The organism is Streptomyces sp. 5-10 (assembly GCF_014712245.1).
GTDB lineage: Bacteria > Actinomycetota > Actinomycetes > Streptomycetales > Streptomycetaceae > Streptomyces > Streptomyces violaceusniger.
The window spans coordinates 34,645-51,196 of record NZ_JACVYG010000034.1 but is presented as its reverse complement, the minus strand read 5'-3'; the positions used below and the strand labels follow the sequence as shown (position 1 = coordinate 51,196).

Sequence of the window (16,552 nt, the reverse complement as noted above, 5' to 3'; positions counted from 1 at the left end):
TGGAGGCAGCGAATGACCACGGCGAAGCGCATCCAGTACCACCAGTACGGCGGGCCCGAGGTCTTGCGGCTCGAGGACTTCGAGCCGGCGCCGCCCGGCGCCGGCGAGGTTCTGGTCCGGGTACGGGCGGCGGCGGCCAACCCGATGGACTGGAAGATCCGCAGTGGCAGCATGAAGACGCTGACCGGCCGGCGCTTCCCACGTGGGCTGGGCCACGACTTCGCGGGCGTCATCGAGGCGGTCGGCGACGGCGTCACTCGGCTCGGCGTCGGCGATGAAGTGCTCGGCGGGGCGCCGCTCAAGGCGGCGGGAGCATTCGCCGAGATGATCGTCGTCGAAGCGAAGGGGGTCGTGAAGAAGCCGGCGGATCTCTCATTCGAGGATGCCGCCGCGATCCCAACGGTCGGGATCACCGCCCTTCAGGCCCTGACCAACCCGGGGAAGCCGCACCCCGGACAAGCCGTCTTCGTCCACGGCTGCCTCGGCGGAGTGGGCCGATCCGCCGTCCAGCTAGCCTCGGCGCACGGCGCCTCGGTGGGAGGCAGCTGCCGCGCCACCGCCACGCGGGACGCGCGCGACCTCGGCGTCGACCCGATCGTCGAGTTCGACTTCGACCCGACGACGCTCAGAGGACGATTCGACATCGTCCTCGACACGGCGGGAACGCTCCCGATCAAGGCGGCGCAGACATTGCTGAAGTCCGGCGGCCGCATCATCGACATCACCCCCACTCCCGCGAAGTTCGCGAGAAGTGCCCTGCCGGGCCCCTTCAAGGTGTTGATCGCCCAAGCCGTCACGAAGGACCTCGAGGAGGTCGCGCGAGCTGCCGGGCAGGGAACGCTGCGGCTGCCGATCGCTCGCACGGTGCCGCTCACCCAAGCGATCGCGGCGCTCACGGAGTTCGAACGCGGCACACTCAAGGGCGGCAAGCTCGTCATCACGACCGGGTGACCGCCGTGCCGCTGTCGGCTCACGCTGTTCCGGTGCGGCGGCCCGCCGGAACAGCGTGAGGCACCCGCGTACGACGTGCGGGCGCTCGAAGCACGGCGATACCCCCGAACGCGCCCTAGAACACCGGAACGCCGTCCCGGGTCAGCTTCCAGTCCACCGACCCGAACCGCGACACATCGATCGTCCCCTTCGCCCGTACCCAGGCGATGATCGTGTTCCGGATCTCCTCCGAATTGGCCCACACCTGCTTCGCGGAGGCCACATGAGGGAAGTTGCCGCCCCCGCTCGCCCGGTAGTTGTTGACCGCCAGCACGAACCGCGCCTTCTCGTCGACCGGCTTGCCGTCGAAGCTGAGCTTCGCGATCCGCGAGCCCGGCGCCTTCGCGATGTCGATCTCGTAACGGAGGCCGCCGACCGCGTCGTAGTTGTAGTCCGGGATGTCCGAGGCGTTCGTCAGCTTCGCGGGGTCCACATCGCCGCCCGCCGGGGTCTGGACGTAGTAGCGCGCCGAGAACTCCAGATAGTCCTTGAGCTGGGCGCCCGTCAGCACCCGCGCCTCCAGGGTGTTCTCGAACGGATACAACCCCGCCACCTGCCGGATCGTGACCTCCCCGGCCGGGATCGCCGCCGTACGGGAGAAGCAGGACGCCTGCGAGAGCACCGGCAGCTCCGCGTACTCCGTCCCCGCCAGCGCCGCCTTCACCGTCTCCGCCTGCACATGGTTGATGAAGTCCACGATCGGCGCGTCCTTGTACGGCGCCTCGGTGGCCGTCATCGCCGCCGAGCAGGTGCCGATCACCTGGTTCACATAGCCGACGACCTTCTTGTGCTCGGCGTCGAGCAGCCGCTCGATCCGCGGGTCCTCCTCGGCCGTGTTGGAGTTCAGCACCTTCGCCGACACCGACGCCACCTGCCAGCGGCCCCGCTCCCACTCCAGCTCGAAGTCGAAGAGGGTCAGCCGCTGACCCCACTTGAGCGGTTCCGACAGTACGACCTCGCGTCCGGTCTCCTTGTTGACCACCCGTGACTCGGGGATCTCCACATGCGCGTGGCCCACCAGGATCGCGTCGATCCCCGCCACCTTCTCGGCCACCAGTGCCGCCGCGTTCTCCACATACGGCACCTGGTCGCCGTAGCTGGAGGTGCCGCTGGTCCCCGAATGCGCCGAGACGATCACCACGTCCGCGCCCATCGACCGCAGCCGCGGCACCCACTTCGCCGCCTGCTCCTCCAGGCCCGGGAAGGTCATCTTGCCCTGCACATTGGCCTTGTCCCAGATCGCGATGCCCGGGTTGGTCAGCCCCAGCACCGCCACCCTCACATCCCGTCCGCACGGGGTGCGCAGCCGCGTCATCCAGTACGGCGGGAAGGCGGGCCGCAGCGTCTTCGCGTCCAGCGCGTTCGCCCCCAGCAGAGGGAAGTCGCACTGCTCCTCGAACTTCCGCAGCACCGGGATGCCGTAGTTGAACTCATGGTTGCCCAGCGCCGCCGCGTCATAGCCGATCGCGTTCATCGCCCGCGCCATGGGATGCACCGGGCCGCCTTCCCCGGTGATCGGGTCCACCCGGGCGTAGTAGTACGACAGCTGGGTGCCCTGGATGGTGTCGCCCGCGTCGATCAGCAGCGTATTGCGGCGGCCCTTCTCCTTACGGACCTGGTCGACCAGCGTGGAGATCTTCGCCAGGCCCACATCGTTGTGCGCCGCGTCGTCGAACTCGGCATCGGTGAAGTAGTCCCAGTTGAAGACGTTGCCGTGCAGATCGGTCGTGCCCAGCACGGTGAAGGCGTACCGCCGCCGGGGCCGCCCGTGGCCCCGCGCCTCCGCCGGGACGGCGGCCGCGGCGGAGGCGAGGGCGGCCCCCGCACTGGTCGCCGCGGTGCGGCCGAGGAACTTCCGACGGTTGAGCGGCATGGCTGATCTCCCCTGAGATACCTGCGAATTGGGCACAACGCGCGTAGATTCTGGCCCAACCGCACCGCTTCGCACCAGCCCTCGCACACCCGACCGGGAGCCGCCATGGACCAGCCGCCGCAGCCCGCCCAGCCCGGCCCTCCGCCGCGGCCCGCCGCGCCCCTGCCGTACGGCACCCCCGACACCCCGCGCGTCGCCGTCCGCGGCGAGGCGACCCTGGAGGTCGACCCCGAGATCGCCCGGCTCACCATCACCGTCAGCGCCCGCGGCGCCGACCGGCGCGCCGCGCTGGAGGACCTCACCCGCCGCAACAACCAGGTCCTGGAGCTGGTGAAGTCCTACGGTGAGGCGGTCGAGAAGCTGGAGACCGGCGCCTTCTCGGTCACCCCCGAGATCAGCCCCAAGAGCCGCCACGAGCGCGTACGGGCCTACCACGGCCGGGTGCACCTGACCGCGGCCCTCACCGACTTCACCGCCCTGGGCGAGCTCACCACCCGCCTCGCCGACCTCGAGCTCACCCGCGTCGACGGCCCTTGGTGGGGGCTGCGCCCCGACTCGCCCGCGTACGGCCGGGCCCGGCAGCAGGCGGTGCGCGAGGCGGTGCAGCGGGCCCGCGAGTACGCCGGGGCGCTCGGCGCCCGGCTGGTGGCGCTCACCGAGCTCGCCGACCTCGAGGCGGAGGAGGGCCCGTTCCAGCCCGTGGCGGTCGCCGCCCCGCGCGCCCGGTCCGGCTACGGCGACCCCGCCGACCGGGACGCCGTGGCCGCGCTCGACCTCGAGCCGCAGCGCCAGACGGTGTACGCGCACGTCAACGCGCGCTTTACCATGACCCCGCCCGAGCTCTGAAACGCCTCCTCCGGAGCCCCGGAGCCACCCTCCGAAACGCTCATCGGAGCGGCCCGCTGCACGTTTCATTAGTTGTCAATAACCTGCCATCCAAAGGCCATGGAGGAGTGTGAAGTTCCCGGTTCTTTACTCGCCGGTAAGTCATAGGCTCGGCATCATGCGCCGAGCAAAAATCGTCTGTACCTTGGGACCCGCCACCGACTCGTACGAGCAGATCAAGGCACTCATCGAGGCCGGAATGGACGTGGCCCGCTTCAACCTCAGCCACGGCACCTATGCCGAGCACGAGGAGCGTTATCGGCGAGTGCGCAAAGCCTCGCTGGAGACCGGCCGCAGCGTCGGCATCCTGGCCGACCTTCAAGGTCCGAAGATTCGGCTCGGCCGTTTCCGTGAAGGGCCCGTACTCCTTGAACGCGGGGATGAGTTCATCATCACCGTCGAACCCATCGAGGGCGACCGGTTCCGCTGCGGTACCACCTACGAGGGGCTGGCCGGCGACGTCAGCAAGGGTGAGCGGATCCTCGTCGACGACGGCCGGGTCACCCTGGAGGTCGTCGACATCGACGGCCCCCGGGTGCACACCATCGCCATCGAGGGCGGCATGATCTCCGACCACAAGGGGCTCAACCTCCCCGGTGTGGCCGTCTCCGTCCCCGCGCTGTCCAAGAAGGACATCGAGGACCTGCGCTGGGCCCTGCGCATCGGCGCCGATGTCATCGCCCTCTCCTTCGTCCGCAACGGCAACGACATCGTGGACGTCCACCGGGTCATGGACGAGGAGGACCGCCGGCTGCCCGTCATCGCCAAGATCGAGAAGCCGCAGGCGGTGGAGAACCTCGAGGGGATCGTCGACGCCTTCGACGGCATCATGGTCGCCCGCGGCGACCTCGGCGTGGAGATGCCGCTGGAGCAGGTACCGATCGTCCAGAAGCGCGCGATCAAGCTGGCCAAGCGGAACGCCAAGCCGGTGATCGTCGCCACCCAGATGCTCGACTCGATGATCGAGAACTCCCGCCCCACCCGGGCCGAGGCGTCCGACGTGGCCAACGCGGTGATCGACGGCACGGACGCGGTGATGCTCTCGGGCGAGACCAGCGTCGGCAAGTACCCGATCGTCACGGTCAAGACGATGGGCCGCATCGTCGTCGCCGCCGAGGAGGACATCCTCGCCAAGGGCCTGCCCCCGCTCACCGAGCGCAGCAAGCCCCGCACCCAGGGCGGCGCGGTGGCCCGCGCGGCGGCCGAGATGGGGGACTTCCTCGGCGCGAAGTTCCTCGTCGCCTTCACCCAGTCCGGCGACACCGTCCGCCGCCTCTCCCGCTACCGCTCCCCGATCCCGCTGCTGGCCTTCACCCCGGAGCCGGGCACCCGCTCCCAGCTCAATCTGACCTGGGGCGTGGAGACCTTCCTGGGTCCGATGGTCGATTCCACGGACGAGATGGTGGCCCAGGTGGACGAGGAACTGCTGCGCCTCGGCCGCTGCAAGAAGGGCGACCTGGTCATCATCACGGCCGGTTCCCCGCCCGGTGTCTCGGGCTCCACCAATCTGGTCCGCGTCCACCACATCGGCGCGGACGACCTGAGGTAGCCGAGCCTCGCTCCTTGGGGCCGAAGTACTGGTTCAGTACTTCGGCCCGACGTGCTTGTCCATGAGGGCGACGGAAGCCCGGCGGGCGACGGAGATGTTGAACGGATCGCTGCCGCGCGCGAGTGTCGTCCACTCAACGCCGACCTTGGTGAGGGTGTCGGAGCAGAGCTTGCGGATGTCGTCGGACTTGTTGGTGAAGAAGTACCGGGGGTATTCGTAGCGCTTGCGTTCGCCCGCGACGAGGCGGGTGGTCCAGTTGGTGATCCGGCAACCGTCGGAGTGGAAGAGCCCACGGATGAACTCCCATGGGTGACGGTCCACGATCTGTTGTTGCCAGGCTTCCAGGACGATGGGCCGCTCATGCTTCTTGCCGACGCCGTGTTGCGGGAACATGCACCACAGGTGCTGTGAGTAGACCTTCACGTTGTGGCAGCCTGTCCGGCGGACCCGACAGACCGAGTTGTTCGGGAAGACCGCCCGCATCGCTGCCTCGCACTCGGCAATCAGCCCTGGCCATGCCTCGCTGCAAGCGACCATGAGGCTCGGGGCGCGATGCTGGGAGTACTGAATGATGTGTCCGTCGCCCAGATACAGTCCGAGCAGATAGGCATACGTCTCGGCGACGTCTTGGAGATGGCCCAGAGGCGAGCATCTTGGGCATTCGGACTTGAGCGAGACAGGTTCGATGTTGACTTGCCAGCGGGCAATAGCGGATCGCGATACTCCGGTTTGCTTGCTTACCGCATTGATGCTGAAGCCCTGGCGGACTAAGGCGATGGCGCGCTTACGTGTTGCGATGTCGTACACGATTGCGAGCCTGGCCGCAGTCTGACTTTCGTGTGCCCGCTCGAAGGATTGTTCACTTCATCGGGTGAAAGAGGTCAAATATTCGGTGACCTTGGAATTTAAGGTAAGTGCCCCGAGTGGGATTCGAACCCACACTGTCGGTGGTTTGAGCACCGTCTCTCTAACCGTTGGAGTACCGGGGCCTTACGAATCGAAGGTGGCGGCGCCCCCTCCGTGCTCCAACCATACAGGAGATAGGTAGGCTCGTGGTGCCCACCTGCCAGGAAAACGAGGAGCACAGTGAGCACCGCTGACGCCCCCGACGCGCAGTCGCACGTCCCACCGCAGACAACCCGCGTCGTCATCGCCGAGGACGAGGCCCTCATCCGCCTCGACCTGAAGGAGATGCTCGAAGAGGAGGGGTACTCCGTCGTCGGCGAGGCGGGCGATGGGGAGACGGCTGTCGCGCTCGCCCAGGAGTACCACCCCGACCTCGTCATCCTCGATGTGAAGATGCCGGTGCTCGACGGCATCTCCGCCGCCGAGCGGATCGCGGCCGACCGCATCGCGCCCGTCCTCATGCTCACCGCGTTCTCGCAGCGCGAACTGGTCGAGCGGGCCCGGGACGCCGGGGCGATGGCGTATCTCGTGAAGCCGTTCAGCAAGAGCGATGTGGTTCCGGCCATCGAGATGGCCGTCTCCCGCTTCACCGAGCTGAAGACCCTGGAGCAGGAGGTCGCCGACCTCTCCCAGCGGCTGGAAACCCGCAAGCTGGTCGACCGGGCCAAGAGCATCCTTCAGACCCAGTACGGGCTGACCGAGCCCGCCGCCTTCCGCTGGATCCAGAAGACCTCGATGGACCGCCGGCTGTCGATGCAGCAGGTGGCGGAGGCCGTCATCGAGGACGCGGCGGAGAAGAAGCAGCAGTCCCAGCAATAGGGAGGACGTGCTGGGCCAGTCGGCCGAGCAGCAGGCGCACCTCGTCCGCCTCGGCCGTTCCCAGCTCGTCGTGGATGGAGAGTGCCTTGCGCCAGCAGGCCTCGGCACGATCGCCCTCTCCGAGTTCCATCAGGGCCTTGCCCAGCAGGGTGAGGACGACGGCGCGGCGCCATTCGCCGCCGATTGCGCCCAGGGCGAGGGCCTGCTCGGCATGTGCGGCGGCCTCTGCCGGATGGTGAAGTGCGAGCTGGACCTCCGCCAGCCGGTGGTGGGTCATTCCTTCCCACAGACGCTGGCGGCTCTCGTGGAAGAGGCTGACCGCATCGGTGAGCGCTTCCAGTGCTTCCGGACCCCGCCCGGCCGAGATCAGTGCCTGGCCGAGCGCGTACTTTCCGTTTGCGAGGCGCAGGCCGAGCCCCAGGCTCTCGTAGATCCTGACGCCTTGCTGGGCTACGTCGATCGCATTCATGGTGCGACCCAACTCGATGTGAACCCGGGACAGGTTGCACAGCGCCGCAGCCTCACCGGGTCGGTCCTGGTCGGCGCGGAAGGCGTCTATGGCCTCGAGGAGGTGGGCCTCCGCCTCGTCGAACCGTTTCAGAAGGATCGCGGTCACACCGCGCAGATTCGGGAGGCGGCCGATAACGGCCGGGTCCTCCACCGCGCGGCCGATGCGCATGGCCTGCCGCGCCTGTTCGTCGGCTTCCTGGTGCTGTCCGCGCAGGCTGAGGGCGCGGGCCAGGGCGCTCCGTGCGCGGCTTTCGGCCTGCGGGTCTCCGCTGGCCTGGGCGGTCGCGCTGAGTTTTGCGGCCAGGGCCGCGTACCGGTGGGTGTGGGATCCGGACTCGGCGAGGTCGGACGCGATCAGAAGCAGGTCGGTCGCGCGGCGCAGCGTTGCGCCGGAGCCGGCCTGAGCGGCACATGCCAACAAGCAGTCGCCCTCGCTGAAGAGCCAGTCGAGTGCGGCGTCGTCGTCCGGGAAGGCGAGGCCCGGGTGGCTGGTGGGCGCGAGGTGCTTGATCAGCCGGTCGCCGGGTCGTTCCCGTGCGTACACACCTGCCGTCGTGGCGAGATAGAAGTCGAGTAGGCGGCTCACGGCCGCGTCCCGGTCCGCTGGTCGCTCATCACGCTCGGCGCAGGCTCGGGCGAAGAGGCGTACGAGGTCCTGGTAGCGGTAGCGACCGGGTACTACGGAATCCAGCAGAGAGGTATCGACGAGGGATTCGAGTTGGTCCTCGGCGTCAGAAACATCCATGTCGAGGACGGCAGCGGCCGCCGTGAGCGAGATGTCCGGGCCGTCCGCCAGCCCCAGCAGCCGGAACGCCCGGGCCTGCTGCGCTTCGAGCTGACCGTAGCCCAGCTCGAAGGTGGCCTTGACTGCCAGGTCGCCCGCCCGTAGCTCGTCCAGCCGCCGTCGTTCGTCGCCGAGCCGGCGCGCCAGGGTGGATACGGTCCAGGTGCGGCGTGCCACGAGCCGGGAGGCGGCGATACGGACGGCGAGGGGGAGGAAGCCGCAGGCCGCCACCACGTCCATGGCGGCGTCGCGCTCCGCCTCGACCCGCTCGACGCCTACGATGCGAGTGAAGAGTGCCAGCGCTTCCTCGGGGCTCATCACATCGAGGTCGACGAGATGGGCGCCCGCTAGGTCGATCATGCGGGTACGGCTGGTGACCAGAGTGACGCAACCCTCGATCCCGGGCAGCAGCGGCCGTACCTGGGCAGCGTCGCGCGCATTGTCCAGGAGGGTGAGCACACGGCGGCCGCCGAGTTTGGAGCGATAGAGGGCGGCGCGTTCCTCGACGCCGTCGGGGATGCTGTGGTCCGGGGTGCCGAGGGCGCGGAGGAAGGAGCCCAGGACGGCTCCTGGGGCGGCGGCGGTCGGCGTCGAGCCCTGGAGGTCGACATAGAGCTGTCCGTCGGGGAAGAGGTGACGCGCGGCGTGCGCTATGTGGACGGCCAGTGCCGTCTTGCCGATTCCGGCGATCCCGTGGATGGCCCATACGGCGGTGGCGCGTCCGTTGGGGGTGGCCAGTTGCTCGCTCAGCTCATGGACGAATGTGGTGCTGCCGGTGAAGTCAGGTGTGTCGGCCGGGAGTTGGAGGGGGACCGGTGGCGGGGGTGCCGGGTCGGCTCGGTCGCTTTCCGGCGTGCCGGAGGGAAGTAATGTCTTGTCCGCCTCGAGGATGCGCTGCTGCAAATCGCTGAGTTCCGGCAACGGGTCCACGCCGAGTTCCTCGGCCAGCAGCCTCCGGGTGTCGGCGTAGACGGCCAATGCCTCGGCCTGTCGGCCGCTGCGGTAGAGCGCCAGCATGAGTAGTTCACGCAAACGCTCGCGCAGCGGGTGTGCGGCGGTCAGCGCCGTGAGCTCGGGGACCGCCTCGGTGTGGAGGCCGAGCTCCAGATCATGGTCGAGGCGTGTTTCGATCAGTGAGAGATGCCATTCCGCGAGACGCGAGCGCTGTGTCTCCGCGTACGGACCGGGCAGTCCGGCCAGCGCCTCGCCGTTCCACAGGCTGAGCGCCTTGTTGATCAGCTCTCGTGCCCGGACTCGGTCGCCGGACTGCCCCGCTTTCTCTGCCTGGGCGGCCAGCTGTTCGGCTACATCGACATCGAGTGCGCCTGGTGCGGTGCGGATCGCGTATCCGCCGGATTCGCTGACCAGTACATCCGAGTCGGCTCCCAGAGCCTTTCGTAGCCGCGAGGCGTACGTTCTCAGCGCGGCGATGGCTACCTCGGGCGGGTCATCGCCCCACACGGCGTCGATCAGTTCCGGCGCGGTCACCGTCTGTCCGCCGCGTAGCAGCAGCGTGGCGAGCAGTGCCCGCTGCTGCGGTGAGCCGGTGCTGAGCTGCTCCTCGCCTCGAATGGCCCGGACCGGCCCGAGCACGGTGAAGCGAAGGGGCCCCGGTTCGTGAGGCGTTTCCTGGCCGGTGGCCGGGCGAGCGAGGGGGCGCGGCGATGGGCTCGTCGGAGTTCGCTGAATCTCTGTGGGGGGTGGCGCAGGCGGGTAGGGCGTGTCCCGTGGGCTGCCCGCGGGAGAGCGAAACACCTGCCGGAAGCTGTGCGGGGCCTCAGCGGCGCGGCCGCGCTCGTGCAGCGCTCGGGCGAGCTGGGCGCGGAACGGCTCGTAATCCGGATGTTCTTCGGCGAGTGCGCGCAGCTCGGCGATCGCCCGGGTGTGACGACCGAGACGCAACTCGGTGTCGATGCGCAGGGACAGCGCCTCCAGGCGCAGATTTTCGAAGCGTCGTGCCTGGGCCGCGAGTCGGGGGGTGGCGGCGATGCCCGTGAGGGCGGGGCCACGCCACAATTCGTTCGCTGCGCTCAGCAGTTCGTGTGCGCGTTCGTCAAGGCCCTCGTCGAACCGGCTTCTGGCGTCGTCGAGAAGTCGGGTGAACCGGGTCAGGTCCAGGTGCTGTGGGTTCGCCAACAAGGTGTAGCCGACGGAGTGTGTCGCCACCAGACGGCGCCCGGCGCCCGGCCCGCCCGCCTGGTCGATTCGACTCCGTAGTCGGCTGGCGTAGGTGTGCACTTGAGCCCGCGCCGTGGCAGGCGGGGAAGCGCCCCAGAGCTCTTCGCTGAGCGTTTCGATAGGGACGGTCTGCCCGCACCGCAGCAGGAGCGATGTGAGGAAGGTGCGGGCGCGCACTGATGGCGGGGTGACGTCGATACCATCCACGACGAGTTGGACGGGGCCGAGCAGGTGTGCCTCTGTCCTCATGAGGTCCCCTTGGAACGGCTGCCGTGGACGATGCTGTTCCGCTGATCCAGGAGAGAGAGGGGCCGTAGACCGTATTCGCGGTCCCAGCGGTCGAGTTCATCGGTCACGAGCCGGAGAGCGCGGGATTCCGACCCGGTCGCGCACAGGGCGCGGGCCAGTAGGACGACGATGCTCTCGTCACCTGGGTGCTGGGTACGCAGGTTTTGGAGATCGGCTGTGGCCCGGGCGGCGGCACCCAGCTCCAACAGGGCGGCCGCTCGCCGCTTGCTGAGATCCAGGTGGATGTCCGCGAGGCCCTGTCGGGTGCTCAGAACATAGGCGGAGGGTTGGAGCTCGGCCAACGGCTGGCCTCGCCACAGCCTCAGTGCGGTGTCGTAGTGGGTGAGAGCGGTGTGGGTATCGCCCTCGGTGTGGGCTGCCTCGCCGTCCTCCAGCAGACGTTGGAAGCCGGTGACGTCGACGGAGTCCGGGGTGGTGTGCAGGACGTAGCTCACCTGTTCCGGGATGTGGCCCGGATGGGTCGCCAGGCGAGGTGCGCCGCCGTTCGTTCCGTGGGTGAACTGACCCAGCAGCTGCCGCAGATGGTGGATGTGCACATGCAGGGCCTGCGTGGCGGATGCCGGAGGCGGGCCTGGCCAGATGCGCTCCCGCAAAGCGGCGATCGTGACGGCTTGTCGTGCTGAGAGAAGCAGGATGGCGAGAACCGCTCGCCGTTGGGGAGGACCCAAGGTGACGTGCTCGCCGTTACGACTCGCCTCAACGGGGCCCAGGAGTCGGAACTGGAGGGAAATCGCCTTCACCCCTCCCACGATCGGCGATTGATGAAAGCCAGCCTAGCAGTACACTTAGTAGGCATTAAGTGACTGTAGAGCGAGAGCAGAGCGGAATCAGAGGGAGATCAAGGGAGAGTGCGGAGGGTGCTGCCGTATCAAGACGTTCATCAATCGTCCACATGATGCGGGCACTCTGGTAGACCAGCGCGCTTGCGGCATGCCTAGTCCAGCGTGCAATCAGGCAGGGCCTTCCGGGGGTGGTAGCCCGGGAGCCCTGCCTTGCTGTGTTTTCCTGGTAACTCTGGCCCAACTCAGGCTACTTCGGCTACCTTCATTTCTGACTCGCCGTGCGTTCGTGAAGTGATCCGGGCCTCCTACCAAGGCCCGCATGGGGTCTTTCTTGTCGTGCGCGGGGAGTTGACCTGGACTAGGCACAGTCGAAGGAGAGTGCAGCGGTGTATCCGGATTCCTTAGCGTGGCTGTTAGCCGGGGTCGTAGTGATCCTGGCCTTCTTTGCCCTCGTCGGCTACGTGGCCAGGGTGCTGCGGGCGACGCGACGTCTCCCTGCGGTGATCATCGCCCTCGGGACGCTGATCGGCGTTTTGCCGACCATTCTCTACGCGATGTACCACGTGGCCGGAACGGCCTGAGCCGCAGACGGACAAAGGGCTTGGCCGCACCGCTTCCGGTGCGGCCAGGCCCCTGGCCTTCAGTCCTCGCCGAGGTACGCCTTCCGCACCGACTCGTCGTGCAGCAGCGCCTCGCCCGTTCCCGACAGCACGATCTTGCCGATCTCCATCACATGGCCCTGGTCGGCCAGCGACAGAGCGGCCTGGGCGTTCTGCTCGACCAGCAGGATCGTCGTGCCCTGGGACTTGAGCTCGGCGATGGTCTGCATGATCTTCTGCATCATGATCGGCGAGAGGCCCATCGAGGGTTCGTCGAGCATCAGCAGCTTGGGGCGGGACATCAGCGCCCGGCCCATCGCGAGCATCTGCTGCTCACCGCCGGAGAGGGTGCCCGCCGCCTGGTTGCGGCGCTCGCCGAGGATGGGGAAGAGCTCGTACGCCTTCCGGATGTCGGCGGCTATGCCGTCCGCGTCCTTCCGGAGGAACGCTCCGAGCTGGAGGTTCTCGGCGATCGACAGTCGCGGGAAGATATGCCGCCCCTCGGGCGAGTGGGCCAGTCCCAGGGCGACGATCTTGTGCGCGGGGACGCCCCTCAGCGGTTTGCCGTCGAAGCGGATCTCCCCGCCGAGCGGCTGGAGCAGGCCGGACAGGGTGCGCAGCGTGGTCGTCTTGCCCGCGCCGTTGGTACCGATGAGGGTGACGACCTGTCCGGCCTCGACGCTGAACGAGATGCCCTTGACGGCCTCGATCTTGCCGTAGGCGACCCGCAGGTCCTCGACCTCGAGCAGTGCGGTCACTGTCCGTCCTCCGTACGTGCTGTGGTGCCCCGCTGGGCCTCGTCCTGCGTGGCCCCGCCCGTGGCTCCGGTCGTGGACCCGGCCTCCGCGGCCTCGACCTCGGCGGCCTCCTCCGCGCCCGGCGCGCCCTCGAAGGGGGTGCCGAGGTAGGCGGCGATGACGCGCTCATCGCTCTGGACGACTTCCGAGGTGCCCTCGACGAGCTTCTGGCCCTGGACGAGCACGGCGACCCGGTCGCAGAGGTTGAAGATGAAGCGCATGTCGTGCTCGATGACGAGCACGGCGGTGCCCAGGTCCCGGATGGCGAAGACCAGTTCCTCGGTGGCGCGGGTCTCCTGGGGGTTCATTCCGGCGGTGGGCTCGTCGAGCAGCAGCAGCCCGGGGTCGCTGGCGAGGGCGCGGGCGATCTCCAGCTTGCGCTGCTCGCCGTAGGGGAGGTTGCGGGAGAGGTGGTCGGCCTTGTCGGCGAGGCCGGTGAACTCCAGGAGTTCCATGGCGCGGGCCTTGGAGGCGGCCTCGGCGCGCTTGAAGCCGGGGCCGCGCAGCAGGGCCGACCACAGGCCCTCCTTGGTGCGGGTGTGGCGGCCGACGAGCACGTTCTCCAGGACCGTCATATTGGCGAAGAGCCGGATGTTCTGGAAGGTGCGCGCGATGCCCGCCTGGGTGACGAGGTGGGGCTTGGGCGGCAGCACGGTGCCCCGGTAGGCGACGCGGCCCTCGGTGGGGACGTAGAGACCGGTGAGGCAGTTGAAGAAGGTGGTCTTGCCCGCGCCGTTGGGCCCGATGAGGCCGACGATCTCGCCGGGGTGGACGTCGAGGTCGACCGCTTGTACGGCCGTGAGACCGCCGAAGCGCATGGTGACGCCGGTGGCGGTGAGCACGGGGGAGGTCGTGGTGGTGGTCATCGCTGTCATGCCTCCGCCTTGGTGACGCCGACGGCACTGTCCTTGAGTCCGGTGGCGCCGGGGACGTCGAGCTGGCCGGTCTCGTGGTACTCGAGCTGCTGCCGCCGGTTGGGGACGATCCCCTCGGGGCGGAAGCGCATCAGCAGGATGAGCGCGATACCGAAGGCGAGGAGCTGGTAGTCCTGGAGGAACTCCAGCTTCTTGGGGATCAGATAGAGCAGGGTGGCGCCGAGCAGCGGACCGCCGATGGTGCCCATGCCGCCGAGGATGACGGCGGCCACCAGGAAGGTGGAGTTGGGCGGGACGGGTCCGGCGAAGACGTACTGCTCGGGGACGACCGTGGACTGGAAGTGGGCCCATACGGCACCGGCGACCCCGGCCAGGGTGGCGCCGAGCGCGAAGGCGATGAGCTTGACCCGGAATCCGTTGATGCCCATGGCGGTGGCGGCGGTCTCGTCCTCGCGGATGGCGACCCAGGCGCGGCCGATGCGGGAGTTGCCCGCGCGGCTGAAGATCAGCACGACGAGCACCGTGACCAGCAGCATCAGCAGGTAGTAGTTGCCGTTGGAGTCGAGGGTGAGTCCGCCGACGCTGTGGTCGTCGTTGAAGTTGAACCCGAAGATCTCCAGCGGGGGGATGTTGGGGATGCCGTCGGGGCCGTTGGTGACGGAGGGGCCGGAGGTGCCGTCGAGGTTGAGCATGGCGAGACGGAAGATCTCTCCGAAGCCGAGGGTCACGATGGCGAGGTAGTCACCGCGCAGCCGCAGGGTGGGGGCGCCGATGACCACACCGAAGATCAGGGAGACCACGCCGCCGGTGATCACGGCGGCCCAGAAGGGGAACTTGACGTCGATGGTCGAGGCGGTGGAGCCGGAGACCAGGGCGGCGGTGTAGGCGCCGACGCCGAGGAAGGCGACATATCCGAGGTCGAGGAGGCCCGCGAGGCCGACGACGATGTTCAGGCCGAGGGCGACGGTCGCGAAGATGGCGATGTTGACGCCGAGTTCGGTGAAGCTGGACTTGTCCTGGAAGAAGGGGAAGACGATCGCGGTGATCAGCGCCGCCACCAGGGTGACGGAGCGATAGGCGCTGGTGAGCTCGCTGATCCGGCTGATGAGCCCGGCCTTGACCAGGGCGACGGCCGCGAATCCGACGGCGATGAGGTAGCCGAGGAACGGCTCGGGGTGGTCGGCGTCGGTCTGGATGCCGTAGTTGACCACGTACAGGCCGACGGCGAAGACCGCCGCGATGATCAGGATCTCGGCCCAGGAGGGCAGCTCCTTGGGACGGCACAGCGGGCGGCTGTCGTCAGGGAGCAGGAAGGTGGTGGCCACGGGCACGGCGGTCACCACGGCGGCGATCCAGCCGCCGGGTTCCAGGTTGACCAGGCCGTCCAGGTCCACCGCGATGGCGATGACGGTGAACCAGGTGACGGCGAAGGTGCCGAGGGCCAGCATCCGCAGGGCCTGGGTGGAGCCGCTGGGGGTGAGCCAGCGCAGGCCCTTCAGGTCGAGGGCGGCCAGCGCGAAGACGGCGGTGGCGACGCCGAGGACGAGGGTGAGGAGCTGCAGTCCGCCGGGGTAGCCGTAGACGGTCAGATCGCCGGGGAATTCGGCGGTCCAGGTCCAGGCCAGGAAGGTGGAGACGACGGCGGCGGCGCCGCCGGCCGCGGTGAGGGCCCGGAGCAGGGTGGTGCGCGGGGCGGGGGCGCCGGCCTCGGCCGTGCGCACGGCGGTGGGCTGGGTCTTGTCGGTGGTCATCGGTTCACTCCCTCACGCCCGGTCCGCTACGCGTTCGCCGAGCAGACCCTGTGGCCTGACCAGCAGGACGACGATGAGCAGGGTGAAGGCCCATACGTCCTTCCAGGCGCCGCCGCCGAGCTGGTCCATCCCGGGGATGTCCTGGATGTACTTGATGGCCAGGGCCTCGACGATGCCCAGGACGACGCCGCCGAGCATGGCGCCGTAGATGTTGCCGATGCCGCCGAGCACGGCGGCGGTGAACGCCTTGAGGCCGGCGATGAAGCCCATCTCGAAGTTGATCTGGCCGTACTTGAGCCCGTGGGAGAGGGCGGCGACGGCGGCGAACGCACCGCCGATGGCGAAGGCCATCACGATGATGCGGTCGGTGTTGATGCCCATGAGCTTGGCGGTGTCGGGGTCCTGCGCGGTGGCCTGCATGGCGCGGCCGGCCCGGCTCTTGGAGACGAAGAGACCCAGGGCGAGCATGCACAGCGGGGCGGCGATGAGGAGGAAGGCGTCGCCGCGCTGGATGTGCAGATTGTCGAGGATCTCGAACGACGATCCCTCGAACTGCGGGAAGCTGCGGGGCTTCTTGGCGTCGGGGTAGAAGGCCCAGACGGCCTGCTGCAGTGCGATGGACAGACCGATCGCGGTGATCAGGGGGGCGAGCCGGGGGCCGCCGCGCAGGGGCCGGTAGGCGAAGCGTTCCGCCGCGGTGGCGATGGCGACCGAGGCGACGATGCCGCCGATCAGCATCAGGGGCAGGGCGAGGGAGAGCGCGGTGCCGCTGGGCAGCCAGATGTAGATGGTGAGGGCCCCGAAGCCCCCGATCATGAAGATCTCGCCATGGGCGAAGTTGATGAGCTGGACGATGCCGTAGACCATGGTGTACCCGATGGCGATCAAGCCGTAGAGGGCGCCGAGGGTCAGGCCGTTGACCAGCGTTTGCGGCAGTTCGTGCAC

Annotated in this window: 13 protein-coding genes, 1 tRNA gene and 1 pseudogene; 5 read left to right on the top strand and 10 right to left on the bottom strand. The window is 68.5% G+C overall.

Annotation, left to right across the window (positions count from 1 at the left end; all coding sequences use genetic code 11):
• Positions 1-12: 12 nt before the first annotated feature.
• Positions 13-951, top strand: coding sequence for an NADP-dependent oxidoreductase (locus IEJ02_RS30875; protein ID WP_191067832.1), 939 nt, complete (start codon positions 13-15; stop codon positions 949-951).
• Positions 952-1,066: 115 nt separating this feature from the next.
• Here IEJ02_RS30875 and IEJ02_RS30870 read toward each other — a convergent pair whose 3' ends face one another.
• Positions 1,067-2,863, bottom strand: a complete 1,797-nt coding sequence (locus IEJ02_RS30870) for a bifunctional metallophosphatase/5'-nucleotidase (RefSeq protein WP_191067831.1) — start codon at positions 2,861-2,863, stop codon at positions 1,067-1,069.
• Positions 2,864-2,968: 105 nt separating this feature from the next.
• Here IEJ02_RS30870 and IEJ02_RS30865 point away from each other — a divergent pair, with 105 nt between their 5' ends.
• Together IEJ02_RS30865 and pyk are read left to right on the top strand one after the other, a co-directional pair.
• Positions 2,969-3,709 carry an SIMPL domain-containing protein gene (locus IEJ02_RS30865; protein WP_191067830.1) on the top strand — a complete coding sequence of 247 codons (741 nt, stop codon included), beginning with the start codon at positions 2,969-2,971 and terminating at the stop codon, positions 3,707-3,709.
• 157 nt (positions 3,710-3,866) lie between these two features.
• The gene (gene pyk / locus IEJ02_RS30860; protein ID WP_191067829.1) at positions 3,867-5,297 is read left to right on the top strand and encodes a pyruvate kinase; all 1,431 of its coding nucleotides are present in this window, start codon (positions 3,867-3,869) and stop codon (positions 5,295-5,297) included.
• Positions 5,298-5,330: 33 nt separating this feature from the next.
• Here pyk and IEJ02_RS30855 read toward each other — a convergent pair whose 3' ends face one another.
• Together IEJ02_RS30855 and IEJ02_RS30850 are read right to left on the bottom strand one after the other, a co-directional pair.
• A complete protein-coding gene (locus tag IEJ02_RS30855; protein ID WP_191067828.1) occupies positions 5,331-6,104 on the bottom strand; it encodes a helix-turn-helix domain-containing protein in 774 nt (257 codons plus the stop codon).
• 108 nt (positions 6,105-6,212) lie between these two features.
• Positions 6,213-6,286: transfer RNA gene (locus IEJ02_RS30850), tRNA-Leu, on the bottom strand.
• 97 nt (positions 6,287-6,383) lie between these two features.
• Between IEJ02_RS30850 and IEJ02_RS30845 the strand changes: the two genes are divergently transcribed.
• Complete coding sequence (locus IEJ02_RS30845) at positions 6,384-7,022, top strand: ANTAR domain-containing response regulator (RefSeq protein ID WP_191067827.1); 639 nt, start codon at positions 6,384-6,386, stop codon at positions 7,020-7,022.
• Here IEJ02_RS30845 and afsR read toward each other — a convergent pair.
• From afsR to IEJ02_RS30835, 3 genes and pseudogenes are all read right to left on the bottom strand, one after another.
• Positions 6,979-10,005 carry an SARP-family global regulator AfsR gene (afsR, locus tag IEJ02_RS30840; RefSeq protein ID WP_370467158.1) on the bottom strand — a complete coding sequence of 1,009 codons (3,027 nt, stop codon included), beginning with the start codon at positions 10,003-10,005 and terminating at the stop codon, positions 6,979-6,981. The two genes, IEJ02_RS30845 and afsR, sit on opposite strands and share 44 nt — an antisense overlap.
• A 75-nt stretch (positions 10,006-10,080) precedes the next feature.
• Positions 10,081-10,743 (bottom strand): annotated as a pseudogene (locus IEJ02_RS50510) (AfsR/SARP family transcriptional regulator); the annotation flags it as partial.
• Positions 10,740-11,543, bottom strand: coding sequence for an AfsR/SARP family transcriptional regulator (locus IEJ02_RS30835; protein ID WP_317985966.1), 804 nt, complete (start codon positions 11,541-11,543; stop codon positions 10,740-10,742). The gene IEJ02_RS30835 and the pseudogene IEJ02_RS50510, both read right to left, overlap by 4 nt.
• 428 nt (positions 11,544-11,971) lie before the next feature.
• On the opposite strand from IEJ02_RS30835, the gene IEJ02_RS30830 reads away from it, so the two are divergent.
• Positions 11,972-12,166: a hypothetical protein gene (locus IEJ02_RS30830; RefSeq protein ID WP_191067824.1), complete on the top strand. Its 195-nt coding sequence runs from the start codon at positions 11,972-11,974 to the stop codon at positions 12,164-12,166.
• A 59-nt stretch (positions 12,167-12,225) separates the two neighbouring features.
• Here the strand turns inward: IEJ02_RS30830 and IEJ02_RS30825 are convergent, their stop codons facing one another.
• From IEJ02_RS30825 to IEJ02_RS30810, 4 genes are read right to left on the bottom strand one after another with little or no spacing between them, the layout of a single operon-like run.
• Entirely contained in the window at positions 12,226-12,942 is a 717-nt protein-coding gene (locus tag IEJ02_RS30825) for an ABC transporter ATP-binding protein (RefSeq protein ID WP_137977499.1), read from the bottom strand.
• Positions 12,939-13,856: an ABC transporter ATP-binding protein gene (locus tag IEJ02_RS30820; protein ID WP_191067823.1), complete on the bottom strand. Its 918-nt coding sequence runs from the start codon at positions 13,854-13,856 to the stop codon at positions 12,939-12,941. The genes IEJ02_RS30825 and IEJ02_RS30820 overlap by 4 nt, the downstream gene beginning before the upstream one ends.
• Positions 13,853-15,607, bottom strand: coding sequence for a branched-chain amino acid ABC transporter permease (locus tag IEJ02_RS30815; protein ID WP_191067822.1), 1,755 nt, complete (start codon positions 15,605-15,607; stop codon positions 13,853-13,855). The genes IEJ02_RS30820 and IEJ02_RS30815 overlap by 4 nt, the downstream gene beginning before the upstream one ends.
• A gap of 12 nt (positions 15,608-15,619) precedes the next feature.
• Positions 15,620-16,552: a branched-chain amino acid ABC transporter permease gene (locus tag IEJ02_RS30810; protein WP_037948794.1), complete on the bottom strand. Its 933-nt coding sequence runs from the start codon at positions 16,550-16,552 to the stop codon at positions 15,620-15,622.